Below are 13,680 nucleotides of genomic sequence, written 5' to 3'. Positions count from 1 at the left end.
GGCCCGCACGAACCGGGTTGGATCCCGGCCGTCCCGGCAGCCGGATCCCGACCCACCTCGGCGCGGTCAGTACCAGGCGCCGCGGCTCACGAGGACGTCCTTCAGGACGGCGGGGTGGTCGGTCATGATCCCGTCGACGCCGAGGTCGAGCAGCTCGTGCATCTCGTCGGGGTCGTCGATGGTCCAGACGTGGACCTGGAGGCCGAGGTCGTGGGACCTGGCCACGAAGCGCTCGTCGACGATGGTCACGCCCTTCACCTTGTGCGGCACCTGGGCGCAGGCGCCCGGCAGGTGGTTGGCGCCGGGCAGGTGGAAGGAGCTGCCCCGGAGCTTGGCCGTGCTCTTCGGGCCGAGCGACGTGCACAGCTGGGGGCCGAGCTCGCCGCGGATGCGGTCGAGGCGGGACTCGGAGAACGATCCCACGCACACGCGGTCGATGGCCCCGGTGCGCCGGACCACGTTGGCGACGGCCTCGACGGAGGCGTCGTGCTTGGTGTCGATGTTGATGCGGGCCTCGGGGAACGCCGCCACCAGGTCCTCGAGCAGCGGGATCGGCTCACGGCCGTCGACCCGGGCGTCGCGGACCAGCCGGTAGGGGAGCTCGGCGATGATCCCGACCTGGTCGGTGACCCGGTCCAAGCGGTCGTCGTGGAAGGCCAGGCAGATGCCGTCGGCGGTGACGTGCGCATCGGTCTCGAGGTACCGGTAGCCGAGGGCCACCGCGCCCTCGAAGGCGGGCATGGTGTTCTCCGGCCACTCCCCGGCGCCGCCGCGGTGCGCGAACGGGAGCGGGCCCGGGTGGTCGAGGAAGGGCCAGGGACTTGACGGCACGGCGGCAGGGTACCGGGGATACTGGTCGTCGGCGGGCCGTCGCGGCCCCCTCGCAACCCAGGAGCGCCACCCATGCCCGAACAGCACCCGGTCCGCATCGGCGCCGAGTCGGTGACCACCGAGGAGTCCATGGTGGTCACCTCGCCCTACGACGGCCACGAGGTGGCACGGGTGCCGAAGTGCGGTCCCGAGCACGTGGAGGCCGCGGTCGCCGCCGCCAAGGCCGCCATGGCCGAGCCGCTGGAGCCGTGGAAGCGGGCCGAGGTACTGGATGCCGCGGCCCAGTCCGTGGCCGACCACCGCGACGAGCTGGCCACGATCATCGCCGAGGAGGCCGCCAAGCCGATCAAGACGGCGCGCACCGAGGCCGAGCGGGCGGTGCTCACCTTCCAGTCCGCCGCCATCGAGGCCCGGACGCTCACCGGCGACGTCGTGCCCATCGACGGCGCCCAGCCCGGCAGCGGCAAGCTGGCCTTCACGCTCCGGGTGCCGCGCGGCGTGGTGGCCGCCATCTCGCCGTTCAACTTCCCGCTGAACCTGGTGGCGCACAAGCTGGCCCCGGCCATCGCTGCCGGCTGCGCCGTGGTCCTCAAGCCCGCCAGCCAGACGCCCATCTCGGCCATCCGCCTCCACGAGCTCCTGATGGACGAGTGCGGCCTGCCCGCGGGATGGATCAACATCGTCACCGGCTCCGGCGGGACCGTCGGCGACCCCCTCGTGGAGCACGAGGACGTCGCCGTCATCACCTTCACCGGCTCACCGCCGGTCGGCTGGGCCATCGCCGCCAAGGGCGCCAAGAAGAAGGTGGGCCTCGAGCTCGGCAACAACGCCCCGGTGATCATCGATGCGTCGGGAGACTGGGAGACGGCGGTGGCCAAGATCGCGGTCGCCGGGTTCAGCCACGCCGGGCAGTCGTGCATCTCCACCCAGCGGATCTACGTGCACTCGAGCCTGGTCGACCGCTTCACCGAGGCGCTGGTGGCCAAGGTCGAGGCGCTCGTGGTGGGCGACCCGCTCGACGAGGCCACCGACGTCTCGGCGCTCATCAGCCCGGACGAGACGGCTCGGGTGAAGGCCTGGATCGACGAGGCGGTGGGCGAGGGGGCCACGGTGGCCACCGGCGGCGACCAGCACGACCGGCTGCTGACGCCCACGATCCTCACCGGCATCACGGCGGACATGGAGGTGAGCCGCAACGAGGTCTTCGGCCCGCTCGTCGGCATCGCCTCGTTCGACGACCTCGACGATGCCCTCGCCCTCGCCAACGACACCCGCTACGGGCTCCAGGCCGCCATCTTCACCGCCGAGCTCGACGGCGCGCTCCGCGCCGCCCACGAGCTCGACTTCGGCGGCGTCCTGGTCAACGAGGTCCCGACCTTCCGCTCCGACCAGATGCCCTACGGCGGCGTGCGTGACAGCGGCAACACCAAGGAAGGCCCCCACTACGCCGTGCGGGAGATGACCCACGAGCGCCTCGTGGTCATCAACCGGTGAGCGGCGCGTGAGCCCTGAGGAGCCGGCGGCCGACATCGGCCGGTTCGGGCAACTCGTCCGCGCCACGCCGCTCCCGCTCGGCGAGGTGGCCCTGGTCGTGGCCTCCGTGCTCGGCCACCCCGATCCGGTGGCCGACGGACGGGCCCGGCTCGACGCCCTCGCCGCCGACGTGCCGGGCGACGACCTCGCGGCGGTGACCCACCACCTGTTCTCGACGGTGGGCTTCAAGGGCGACACCACCGCCTACTACGACCCGGCGAACTCCCTCCTGCCTGCGGTCCTGGAGCGCCGGAAGGGCATCCCGATCACCCTGGCGATCGTCGCCGTCGAGGTGGCCCGCCGCCTGGGCGTGTCGGCCTCGGTGGTCGGGATGCCCGGCCACGTCCTCATCGGTGACGGCGACCCGCCCGAGCGCTGGGTCGACGGCTTCCACGGCGGCGCCTGGCTCGACGTCGCCGGCGCCCGCGCTCGCTTCGCCACCATCCACGGCCGCCACGCCCCGTTCGACCCCCGCTACCTCGCGGCGCTCCCCGACGTCGCGGTGGTCGCCCGGCTCCTGGCCAACCTCGTGGGCGTCTTCAACGCCGACGGCGACATCCACCGCCTCGTCCGCGTCCGCGAGCTGCGCGCCGCCATCCCGGGCGTCGGCGAGCGCGAGCGCACCGACCTCGCCGCCGCCCTCGCCGCGGTCGGTCGCTTCGAGGAGGCCGCCGACCTCTGGCGCCGCGAGCGCGACACCCGCACCGGCGAAGCGGCCGCCGCCGCAGACCAAGAGGCCACCCGCCTCCGCGCCCACCTCAACTGACCACGGCCTCGGACCCGTAGGGTCTGGCCCGTGGAGCTCTGGTTGATCCGACACGCCCTGCCCATCCGCATCGACGGCGGTGACGCACCCGCCGATCCCGGCCTCGCCGAGGAGGGCCTGGAGCAGGCCCGGCAGCTGGCCGACTGGTGGGCGCCGCACGGCGCCGACATCGTCTACGCCAGCCCCATGCGGCGGGCCCAGGAGACGGCCCTGCCCCTGGCGGCTGCCCTCGGCGTCGACATCACCACGGTGCCGGACCTGAAGGAGTTCGACTCGCACCTGTCGACCTACATCCCCATCGAGGAGCTCCGGGCCGACCCGGTGGCGTGGCAGGCCGCAGTCGAAGAGTGGCTCTCACCGGAGGCCGAGGAGCAGCGCCAGGCGTTTCGCGCCGGCGTGGTGGCGGCCATCGACCAGATCGCCACCGACCACCCCGGCGAGCGGGTGGCGGTCGTCTGCCACGGCGGCGTCATCAACGCCTACCTGTCGAGCGTGATCAGCCTCCCGGGCACCATGTTCTTCGAGCCGGCCTACACCAGCGTCAGCCGGGTGATCTCCGGCGCCACCCACCGGCAGCTGGTGAGCCTGAACGAGACGCCGCACCTCGGTCGCCTCGTGGTCCCCGCCACCGCCGGCTGAGCCGGTGGCCACCGCAGCACCCGGCGCGCCGGCGGGCGTGCACGTCGTGCGCCAGGAGCCCGTGGCACCCGACGCCGGACCGGTGGTGGTCGTGGTGCACGGCGGCATGGACCGGGCGTCGTCGTTCGGCCGCGTGGTGCGCCACCTGCCCGGGATCGAGGTGGTCCGCTACGACCGCCGGGGCTACGGGCGCTCCGTCGAGGCCGGCCCCACCGACCTCGACGGCCACGTCGCGGACCTGCTGGCCATCGTGGGGGACCGGCCGACGGTGGTGTTCGGCCACAGCGTCGGCGGGGTGATCGCCCTGGTGGCCGCCGAGCGCCGCCCCGACGCCATCCGCGCCGTCCTCGCCTACGAGGCGCCCACGCCGTGGGCTCCCTGGTGGCCGTCGCGCCACCGCGACCCGGAGCAGGGGCTCGGCGATCCCGCCGACGAAGCCGAGCGGTTCATGCGCCGCATGGTCGGCGACCGGATCTGGGACCGCCTCCCGGCGCGCACCCGCGCCGACCGCCGTGCCGAGGGCGGTGCGCTGCGTGCCGACCTCGCCAGCCTCGACCTCGACGCACCGCCCGTCGACCTCCCGTCGTTCCCCGTCCCGCTCGTCTCGGCGGCGGGCACCGCATCGAGCTGGTGGCACCGACGGGGGAGCGAGGAGCTGGCGGCCGCGGTGCCGACCGGCACCTTCGTGTCGGTCGAGGGGGCCGACCACGGCGTGCACCTGGGCCAGCCGGCCCGGACCGCCGACCTCGTCGCGCTGGCCCGCGACCTCGCTCGGCCCTGAGCCGACGAGGGGGCGTCGCGCCGGAGGTGAGGCGCTGAGCAGGAGATCTTCGGCAAACGGGTCGTTCGACCTATTCAGGACCGACGGGTTGCGTCCGATCCAATCAGGGACAGGAAGTACCCACCCCGGCCCTGGGGTGACCACGCCACTCATGATCAGGAGATCACCCCAATGCTGAACACCTACAACATGCTCGCCTCCTACCTCCGTGCCCGCTTCGGTGACGACGAGCGTGGCGCCTCGCTGGTGGAGTACGCCCTCCTCGTGGCCCTCATCGCCGTCGTCTGCATCGTCGCCGTGACCTTCCTCGGCACCTCGGCCTCGTCGAAGTTCTCCAAGGTCGGCTCCTCGATCAACGGCTAGCACCTGGCCCCCCCGGGGCACGCAAGCCGCTCGATCCGAGCGAACGCAGAGGCCGGGCCTTCGGGCCCGGCCTCTTCGCGTTCCCGACCGCGTGCCCCAGCTGGGTGGCGCCGAGCGCCGAGCGCCCCGACACCGGTTGCCGAGCGCCCTCCGCTCCGACACCGGTTGCGACCAAAGCGCTCGGTCGGCGCTTTGGTCGCGTTCCCCGTTCGGCGCGAGCACCGTCGGCGACCAGAAGGACGACGGCGGGTTCTGGTCGCGACAGGGGTCGATCGCCGCCGTGGCTGCGACCAAAGCGCTCGGTCGGCGCTTTGGTCGCGTTCCCCGTTCGCCGAAAGCACCGTCGGCGACCGGAAGGACGACGGCGGGTTCTGGTCGCGACAGGGGTCGTTCGCCGCCATCGCTGCGACCAAAGTGCTCGGTCGGCGCTTTGGTCGCGGTCCTCGTTCGCCGGGAGCACCGTCGGCGACCGGAAGGACGACGGCCGGTTCTGGTCGCAGTCCGGCACCGGCGGGCTCGTCGTCGGAGGGCGGGCCGAGAGCCCGTCGGCAAACGGGTCGTTCGACCTATTTAGGGCTCGGCGGCCCGTGCCGATCCAGGTAGGGACAGGAAGTACCCACCCCGGCTGGGGTGACCAAGCCAACCCAACACCCTCAGGAGATCACCCCAATGCTGAACACCTACAACATGCTCGCCTCCTACCTCCGTGCCCGCTTCGGTGACGACGAGCGTGGCGCCTCGCTGGTGGAGTACGCCCTCCTCGTGGCCCTCATCGCCGTCGTCTGCATCGTCGCCGTGACCTTCCTCGGCACCTCGGCCTCGTCGAAGTTCTCCAAGGTCGGCTCCTCGATCAACGGCTAGCACCCCGCCCCCTGGGGCACGCAAGCCGCTCGATCCGAGCGAACGCAGAGGCCGGGCCTTCGGGCCCGGCCTCTTCGCGTTCCCGACCGCCGAGCCCGTCGACGCGAGGCGTTGTGTGGGATCGGTGCAAACGGTCCGATCGACCCATGCAGGGCAGCGGTACCGGCGCCGATGGAGAGGGAGAAGACGTTCGACGCACCTGACGGAGACCCCAGAACCATGACCACCTACACCCTGCTCGCCTCGTACCTGCGGGCCCGCTTCGGTGACGACGAGCGTGGCGCCTCGCTCGTGGAGTACGCCCTCCTCGTGGCCCTGATCGCCGTCGTCTGCATCGTCGCGGTGACCTTCCTCGGGACCTCGGCCTCGTCGAAGTTCTCCAAGGTCGGCTCCTCGATCAACAAGTAGCCCGCACGGCAGCGGCCGTCGAGGGACCGGGCCGAGCACGGTCCGGTCCCTCGACGCGTCCGGGCACCGGGCCTCGGTCGCCCCCGTACCCTGTCGAGATGGGCAACCCCGTGCACCTCACGCCCACCGGTCCGCCCGAGACCGTGCTCGACACCGAGCCGGCCGAGCTCCGGGATGCCCTGGCGGCTGCGCTGGACCGCCCGGCCGGCGAGCGACGGGCTGCGGTGGCGGCGGTGGTGGCCGCCCACCCGCGGTTCCTCGACGGCTGGGCCCGCCTCGGCCAGCTCGGTCGGGACGACATCGAGCAGTACGCCGCCTTCCGGGTCGGCTACCACCGTGGCCTCGACCGGCTGCGTGCCAACGGGTGGCGGGGCAGCGGCTACGTCCGCTGGCGCCACGAGGAGAACCGGGGCTTCCTGCGCGCCCTCCACGGGCTGTCCACCGTCGCCGGTCGGATCGGCGAGGTCGACGAAGAGGAGCGCTGCGCGTTCTTCCTCAAGCAGTGCGATCCCACCTGGCCGCCCGCCGACCTCGACTGAGCGAGGCTCGGGAGCCCGGCGGACCGGCAGGGCTCCGGCGCGGCGCGATCCAAGCGGTCGTCAGCCGTGCTCGTTCGGGATCCGGGCCACCACGTCGTCGGGCGCCCACGTCCCGGCCACCAGGCCGGCGAGGTGGTCGGCCACCCACGCCGGTGCGTTGGCCGAGCCGTCGGCGTGGATCTGGCGGAACCGCTCCACCGCCGGGAAGCTCGCCGCGTCCTGGGACCGGATGAGCGCCTGCATGCCGGTCTCGACGATGCCGGGCGCCACCGCCCAGCAGGCCAGCGCCGGCTCCTCGGCCGCGACGGTGCGGGTGAGGTGGTCGACGGCCGCCTTGCACGCTCCGTAGATCGACCACCCCTCGTAGACCGAGGTGGCGGCGCCGGAGGTGACGTTCACCAGCACCGGCCGACCGCTGCCAGCCGTGGCATCGGCCCTGGCGACCCGGGTGAAGGCCCGGGTGCCGTTGGCCACGCCGCCGACGTTGACCAGCAGGGCCCGGTCGACCTCCGACGGATCGTGGTCTCGGTGGGGGCCGATCGGCTGGAGGACGCCGGCGTTGTTGACCCAGAGGGCGACGGGACCGACCTCGTCGACCACCCGGTCGGCGAACGCGTCGACCGCCGCAGCGTCGGTGACGTCGACAGCGGCGGTCAGTCCGGTCGCCCCGGCCGGCAGCGTCGGCTCGGTCCGGGCGCACAGCGCGAGGTCCATGCCGTGCTCGGCGAAGCGCGCCGCCAGGCCCGCGCCCAGGCCCCGGCTGGCGCCCGTGACCACCGCGACGCGCCCGGCGAGCTGGTCGGCGGGCAGGGCGAAGGGCACCGGGGTCACCATGGCCGCCGACCGTACCGGCCGCCACGGTGGCCCCGGGTCGGGCCCTACTCGGAGAAGAAGACGTTCTTGACCTCGGTGTAGGCGTCCATGGCGCCCATGCCGAGCTCCCGGCCGAGGCCGGACTTCTTGTAGCCGCCGAAGGGCGCCTCGAAGCGCACCGAGCGGTTGGTGTTGACCGACAGCGTGCCGGTGCGCAGCGACTTGGCCACGCGAATGGCCCGGGTGGCGTTCCCCGTCCACAGCGAGCCGGAGAGCCCGTAGTCGCTGTCGTTGGAGATGCGGATGGCCTCCTCCTCGCCATCGAACGGGATGACCGAGGCCACGGGCCCGAAGATCTCCTCCCGGGCGATGCGCATGTCGTTGCCGACGTCGGCCACCACGGCGGGCGTGAGGTAGAAGCCCTCCCGGTCGGGGACCTCGCCGCCGGTGACCACGCGGGCGCCCTCGCCGGTGCCGATGCCCAGGTAGTCGAGCGAGGTCTGGCGCTGGGCGGCGGAGATCATCGGGCCCATCTCGGTGGCGTCGTCGAGCGGGTCGCCGAGGCGGATGGCCTTCGTGGTGGCGGTGAAGTGCTCCAGGAACTCGTCGTAGACCGGGCGCTCCACCAGGATCCGGCTGCGGGCGCAGCAGTCCTGGCCGGCGTTGCCGAACACGGCCATGGGGGTGTCGGCGGCCGCAGCGGCCACGTCGGCGTCGGCGAAGACCACCGCGGCCGACTTGCCGCCCAGCTCCAGCGACACCCGGGCGATGTGGTCGGCGGAGGACTTGAGGATCGACGCACCGGTGGTGGTCTCGCCGGTGAAGGAGATCTTGGCGGTGCGGTGGTCGGCCACCAGGGCGTCGCCGATGACGCCGCCCGGGCCGGGCAGCACGTACACCTGGTCCTCGGGGATCCCGGCGTCGACCAGGAGGTCGCCCAGCAGGAGCGCGGTCAGGGGCGTGAGCGAGGCCGGCTTGAGGATGACCGGGTTGCCGCAGGCCAGGGCCGGAGCCAGCTTCCAGCAGGCGATGAGGAGCGGGAAGTTCCACGGCACGATCAGCGCCACCGGGCCGACCGGCTCGCGCAGCACGACGTCGAGGCCGGCGTCCTGGACCGGGACCACCTGGCCGAAGTGCTTGTTGGCGGCACCGGCGTAGTACTCGAAGGTGCCGGCGGCCGCGCCGACCTCCCAGCGTGCGTCGCCCATGGGGTGGCCGGCGCCTCGGGCTTCGGTGGTGGCGAAGAGGTCCTCGCGCTCGCGGAGCAGCTCGGCCACGCGGTGCAGGACGCGGCCGCGCTGGGTGGCGTTGGTGCGGGCCCAGGTGCCCCGCCCGTCGGCGAACGCGGCGTGGGCGGCGGCGAGGGCGAGGTCGACGTCGACCGCGCTGGCCTTGGCCACGTCGGCCAGCGGCTTGCCGGTGGCCGGCTCGGTCACGCTGAACGTGGCCCCCTCGGCGGCGTCCTGGCGCTTGCCGGCGATGATCAACTGCTCAGCCATCTGGTCCCTCCCCGGGAGGTCCCGGGGCGCTCCCGGGACGGGTGACCGGGGTGACCGGTCGGAACGGGCATCATACGGGCGACCACCACTGGCCCCGATCGGGGGCCGGGTCGAGGAAACGGGGAGACACCGATGGGCCGTCTGGCTGGCAAGGTCGCGCTGATCACGGGAGCGGGAGGCGGCATGGGCCGCGTCGCCGCCGAGCGGTTCGCCGCCGAGGGCGCCAAGGTCGCGGTGGTCGACGTCGAGGAGCGGCCCGAGGTCGTCGAGGCCATCGCCGCCGCAGGGGGCGAGGCCATCGCCATCGCCGCTGACGTGCGCGACTTCGCCCAGGTCGAAGCGGCCGTGGCCCGCACGGTCGAGTCCTTCGGCGGCCTGAGCATCCTCTACAACAACGCCGGGGTCAGCCTGGGCGACGACGACGACGCCGTCACCACCCCCGAGTCCACGTGGGAGCTCACGATGGACGTCAACGTCAAGGGCCTGTGGCTGTGCTGCAAGGCCGGCATCCCCGCCATGCTCGAGAGCGGCGGCGGGTCGATCATCAACGTGGCCTCGTTCGTCGCCCACCTCGGTGCCGCCACGCCGCAGCTCGCCTACACCACCTCCAAGGGCGCCGTGCTGTCGATGACCCGCGAGATCGCCGTCATCTACGCCCGCCAGGGCATCCGGGCCAACGCCCTGTGCCCCGGACCGGTGCTGACCCCGCTGCTGGCCAAGTACCTGAGCGACGACGAGAAGCGCAACCGCCGCCTCGTGCACATCCCCATGGGCCGCTTCGGCACCTCGGAGGAGATGGTCAACGGCGCCCTCTTCCTGGCCAGCGACGAGGCCAGCTTCATGACCGGCCAGAGCTTGTTGATCGACGGTGGCATCACCGCCGCCTACACCACGCCCGAGTGAGGTCTTCTCTTCAGGGAGCTCGCTGCGCTCGCTCCCTTCATCGAGCTTCCTTCATGACGGCCTGACGGCCGGCGCCTTCGCTGGGCCCACCGGCTTCGCCGCCGGTCCCAGGTCGTCAGGGGGCTCCGCAAGCTCCGCCCCCCGACACCCCCCCGGGCTCGCTTCCCTCGAACCCCACCGCGCCTCTGGCTGTGAGCGCGCGGTGGGGTTGGACGGGTGCCGTAACCTTCGCCCGCCGCCGGATGAGAGTTGGGGAGCCATGGACCGCGTGACGCTGGAGCTGGACGAGCTGAGGTCGATGATCCGCGACGGGTCGGTCGACACCGTGCTGGTGGCGTTCCCGGACCTGCAGGGCCGCCTCGTCGGCAAGCGGGTCATGGGCCAGTACTTCCTCGACGTCGTGGCCGAGGGCTCGGTGGAGGCGTGCAACTACCTGCTCGCCGTCGACGTCGAGATGAACCCGCTGCCCGGGTTCAAGACCTTCAACTGGGACCAGGGCTACGGCGACTTCTCCGCCGTCCCGGACCTGTCCACGCTGCGCATCGTCCCGTGGATCGACCGCACCGCGCTGGTGCTGTGCGACCTGGTGGAAGAGGGCGGCAAGGGCCCCATCGAGGTGTCGCCCCGGCGCATCCTCAAGCGCCAGGAGGAGCGGGCGGCCGACCTCGGCTTCACCGTGAAGATCGGCGCCGAGCTGGAGTTCTTCCTGTTCAAGGACTCCTACGCCGAGGCCGCCGAGAAGCGCTACCACGGCCTCACCCCGCACTCCGACGTGGTCGAGGACTACCACATCCTCCAGACCACCCGAGACGAGTACCTCATCCGGGAGATCCGCAACGGGCTCCAGGCCGCCGGCATCCCGGTGGAGTTCTCCAAGGGCGAGGCCGGCAAGGGCCAGCACGAGATCAACCTCGTCTACGCCGATGCCACCGAGATGGCCGACCGCAACACCATCTACAAGAACGGGGCGAAGGAGATCGCCGACAAGCACGGCCGGTCGCTCACCTTCATGGCCAAGTACGCCATGGACGAGGTGGGCTCGTCGTGCCACGTGCACTCCAGCCTGTGGGACAAGCGCGGCAGGAAGTCGCTGATGTGGGACGCCAAGGGCGCCCACAACATGAGCGACACCTTCCGCCACTGGCTCGGCGGCCTGGTGCACTGCTCGCGCGAGCTCACGCTGCTCTTCGCGCCGACGGTCAACTCCTACAAGCGCTTCCAGCCCGACTCGTGGGCGCCGACGGCCATCGCCTGGGGGTCCGACAACCGCACCTGCGGCCTGCGCCTCGTGGGCCACGGCCAGGGCTACCGCGTGGAGAGCCGCATCCCTGGTGCCGACGTGAACAGCTACCTCGCCTTCGCCGGCGTCATCGCCGCCGGCCTGTACGGCATCGAGCACCAGCTGGAGCCGGGCGACCCGTTCGTCGGCAACGCCTACACCGACACCGACGTGGAGCGCATCCCCTCCACCCTCGTCGAGGCCATCGAGCTCTTCCGCACCTCCGAGGTCGCCCTCGAGGCGTTCGGCCCCGAGGTGCACCACCACCTCCTCAACCACGCCCAGCAGGAGTGGCTCGCCTTCAACCGCGCCGTCACCGATTGGGAGCTCCGCCGCAACTTCGAGCAGTTGTAGGGGCCTTCGGGCTCACTCGTTCGCTGCGCTCACTCGTTCCCCCGAGCTTCCTGCAGGACGGCCTGACGGCCGGCGCTCTCGCTGGACCCACCGGCTGCGCCGCTGGGTCCAGGTCGTCAGGGGGCTCCGCAAGCTCCGCCCCCCGACACCCCCCGGGCTCGCTTCGCTCGAAGGTCAAGGGCACTCCTCGGCCCCGAGGGCGTCTGGTCGGCCCCTCGGTAGGGTCGGCGGCATGGCAGCAGCTGGTGGCAGTGGACCGATCGGGCCGTACCCGGAGCGGGTGGGCGAGGGGGACGAGGAGCGGGTCGAGTACGACAAGCTGCGGCGGCGGGTGCTGTGGACGATGCCGTACGGGCTCTACGCCGTGGGGAGCCGGGCGGGGGAGCGGCGCAACCTCATGACCACCAACTGGGTCACCCAGGTGTCGTTCGACCCGAAGCTGATCGGCATCGGCGTCGAGAAGCCGGCGCTCACCCACGAGCTCATCGTCGAAGGCCAGGTGTTCAGCCTGAACACCATCGCCCGCGACGACCGCGCCATCGTGCGGAAGTTCACCAAGCCCTGCGAGTGGGACGCGGCGGCCTCCACCCTGAACGGCTTCGCCGTGCACGACGGCGCCACCGGCGCGCCGATCCTCGACCAGGCCCCGGCGTTCGTCGACTGCGAGGTCCGCCAGGCGGTCGACCTCGGCGGCCACACGTTCTTCATCGGCGAGGTGGTCGACGTCGGCTTCCAGGGCCCCGAGGACACCGAGGTCCTCCGCATGGAGGACACCCGCATGAACTACGGCGGCTGAAGCGCCGGTCGCACCCGGAGCGGGCGGTCGCGGCAGGCGGTCGGCCCGCCTAGGTTCACGGGATGGCTGACGGAGCGAAGATCCCCGAACACGGACGCGATGCCAAGGAGCTGCTGGCGGGCATCGAGGCCCGCCACGCCGAGGACATCGACTGGCGGGGCGGCCGGGCGTTCAGCCTCGTCTACAACGTCGACGACCACGAGCACGAGGAGCTGCTGGAGCAGGTCGGCGTCCGCTACCTGCACGACAACGCCCTCAACCCGTTCAAGTACCCGAGCGTCCTGCAGATGGAGCTCGACGTCATCGCCATGGCGGCCGATCTGCTCGGCACCGAGCCCAACGCCGGCTCCATGAGCAGCGGCGGCACCGAGAGCATCTTCCTCGCCGTCCAGGTCGCCCGGGACCACAGCCGGGCCACCCGCGGCATCGCCGAGCCCCAGGTCCTGGCGCCCGCCACCGCCCACCCGGCGTTCGCCAAGGCCTGCAAGTACCTCGACGTGGAGCTGGTCCTGGTGCCCGTCGGCCCCGACGGGCGGGCCGACCCGGTGGCCACCGCGGCCGCCATCACCGAGCGCACCGGCCTGATCGTCGGCTCGGCACCGTGCTACCCCTACGGCGTCATCGACCCGATCGAGACCCTGGCCGGCCTCGCCCTCGATCGGGGCATCCTCTTCCACACCGACGCCTGCCTGGGCGGCTGGCTGCTGCCCTGGTGGGAGCGCCTCGGCGAGGACGTGCCCCTCTGGGACTTCCGCTGCCCCGGCGTCACCTCCATCAGCGCCGACGTGCACAAGTACGGCTACACGTTCAAGGGCGCGTCGGTGGTCCTGTACAAGAGCCGGGACCTGCTCCAGCACCAGTTCTTCTGGTACGACGAGTGGCCCGGCGGCCTCTACGCCTCGGGCACCGCAGCCGGCACCCGCTCGGCGGCGCCCATCGCCGGCGCCTGGGCGGCCATCAACCACCTCGGCGTCGACGGCTACCTGCGCCTCGCCGAGATCGTGCGAGCCACCAGCAACCGCTTCCAGGCCGGGATCGCCGCCATCGACGGCTTGCGCATCACCCACCAGCCCGACCTGTCCCTGTTCGAGTTCGGCTCCGACACCCTCGACATCGACATCGGCGCCGTCGCCGACGTCATGGACGACAAGGGGTGGAACCTCGATCGCCAGCAGGGCGGCCTGCACCTCATGGTCTCGCCGTACCACGCCCACATCGTCGACCAGTTCCTGGAGGACCTGGCCTTCGCGGTGGCCAACCACGGCGAGAGCCGGGGCGTCGAGGCCACCTACGGAGGGGTCAGCTGACCCTCGGG

At 72.2% G+C, this 13,680-nt stretch carries 15 protein-coding genes; 12 read left to right on the top strand and 3 right to left on the bottom strand.

The window, feature by feature from the left end:
- Positions 1-66: 66 nt before the first annotated feature.
- Complete coding sequence (locus KSP35_RS04530) at positions 67-831, bottom strand: glycerophosphodiester phosphodiesterase (protein ID WP_254126986.1); 765 nt, start codon at positions 829-831, stop codon at positions 67-69.
- A 72-nt stretch (positions 832-903) separates the two neighbouring features.
- On the opposite strand from KSP35_RS04530, the gene KSP35_RS04525 reads away from it, so the two are divergent.
- From KSP35_RS04525 to KSP35_RS04490, 8 genes are all read left to right on the top strand, one after another.
- A complete protein-coding gene (locus KSP35_RS04525) occupies positions 904-2,325 on the top strand; it encodes an aldehyde dehydrogenase family protein (protein ID WP_216999311.1) in 1,422 nt (473 codons plus the stop codon).
- A gap of 7 nt (positions 2,326-2,332) precedes the next feature.
- Entirely contained in the window at positions 2,333-3,130 is a 798-nt protein-coding gene (locus tag KSP35_RS04520) for a transglutaminase-like domain-containing protein (RefSeq protein ID WP_216999309.1), read from the top strand.
- A gap of 30 nt (positions 3,131-3,160) precedes the next feature.
- Positions 3,161-3,769 (top strand): histidine phosphatase family protein, encoded by a 609-nt coding sequence (locus KSP35_RS04515; protein ID WP_216999307.1) that lies wholly within the window; start codon positions 3,161-3,163, stop codon positions 3,767-3,769.
- Between the two features lie 4 nt (positions 3,770-3,773).
- Positions 3,774-4,550 (top strand): alpha/beta fold hydrolase, encoded by a 777-nt coding sequence (locus tag KSP35_RS04510; protein WP_216999305.1) that lies wholly within the window; start codon positions 3,774-3,776, stop codon positions 4,548-4,550.
- Between the two features lie 171 nt (positions 4,551-4,721).
- Complete coding sequence (locus KSP35_RS04505) at positions 4,722-4,913, top strand: Flp family type IVb pilin (protein ID WP_216999303.1); 192 nt, start codon at positions 4,722-4,724, stop codon at positions 4,911-4,913.
- 669 nt (positions 4,914-5,582) lie between these two features.
- Positions 5,583-5,774, top strand: coding sequence for a Flp family type IVb pilin (locus tag KSP35_RS04500; protein ID WP_216999303.1), 192 nt, complete (start codon positions 5,583-5,585; stop codon positions 5,772-5,774).
- Positions 5,775-5,993: 219 nt separating this feature from the next.
- Positions 5,994-6,182 carry a Flp family type IVb pilin gene (locus tag KSP35_RS04495; protein WP_216999301.1) on the top strand — a complete coding sequence of 63 codons (189 nt, stop codon included), beginning with the start codon at positions 5,994-5,996 and terminating at the stop codon, positions 6,180-6,182.
- A gap of 98 nt (positions 6,183-6,280) precedes the next feature.
- Positions 6,281-6,721 carry a DUF3151 family protein gene (locus KSP35_RS04490; RefSeq protein WP_216999299.1) on the top strand — a complete coding sequence of 147 codons (441 nt, stop codon included), beginning with the start codon at positions 6,281-6,283 and terminating at the stop codon, positions 6,719-6,721.
- A gap of 60 nt (positions 6,722-6,781) precedes the next feature.
- Here the strand turns inward: KSP35_RS04490 and KSP35_RS04485 are convergent, their stop codons facing one another.
- Positions 6,782-7,555 (bottom strand): SDR family NAD(P)-dependent oxidoreductase, encoded by a 774-nt coding sequence (locus KSP35_RS04485; RefSeq protein ID WP_216999297.1) that lies wholly within the window; start codon positions 7,553-7,555, stop codon positions 6,782-6,784.
- A 44-nt stretch (positions 7,556-7,599) separates the two neighbouring features.
- On the bottom strand, positions 7,600-9,033 hold the full coding sequence (locus KSP35_RS04480) for an aldehyde dehydrogenase (protein ID WP_216999295.1): 1,434 nt from the start codon (positions 9,031-9,033) through the stop codon (positions 7,600-7,602).
- Between the two features lie 132 nt (positions 9,034-9,165).
- Here KSP35_RS04480 and KSP35_RS04475 point away from each other — a divergent pair, with 132 nt between their 5' ends.
- From KSP35_RS04475 to KSP35_RS04460, 4 genes are all read left to right on the top strand, one after another.
- Positions 9,166-9,936, top strand: coding sequence for a glucose 1-dehydrogenase (locus tag KSP35_RS04475; protein ID WP_216999293.1), 771 nt, complete (start codon positions 9,166-9,168; stop codon positions 9,934-9,936).
- Positions 9,937-10,195: 259 nt separating this feature from the next.
- On the top strand, positions 10,196-11,569 hold the full coding sequence (locus tag KSP35_RS04470) for a glutamine synthetase family protein (protein WP_216999291.1): 1,374 nt from the start codon (positions 10,196-10,198) through the stop codon (positions 11,567-11,569).
- A gap of 232 nt (positions 11,570-11,801) precedes the next feature.
- A complete protein-coding gene (locus tag KSP35_RS04465) occupies positions 11,802-12,365 on the top strand; it encodes a flavin reductase family protein (protein WP_216999289.1) in 564 nt (187 codons plus the stop codon).
- Positions 12,366-12,427: 62 nt separating this feature from the next.
- Positions 12,428-13,672: an aminotransferase class V-fold PLP-dependent enzyme gene (locus KSP35_RS04460; RefSeq protein ID WP_216999287.1), complete on the top strand. Its 1,245-nt coding sequence runs from the start codon at positions 12,428-12,430 to the stop codon at positions 13,670-13,672.
- The last annotated feature ends 8 nt before the right edge of the window (positions 13,673-13,680 follow it).

It is taken from the genome of Aquihabitans sp. G128 (genome assembly GCF_019048865.1).
GTDB lineage: Bacteria > Actinomycetota > Acidimicrobiia > Acidimicrobiales > Iamiaceae > Aquihabitans.
Note: the sequence above shows the minus strand (reverse complement) of the source record. Positions and strands in the feature narration are given on the sequence as shown.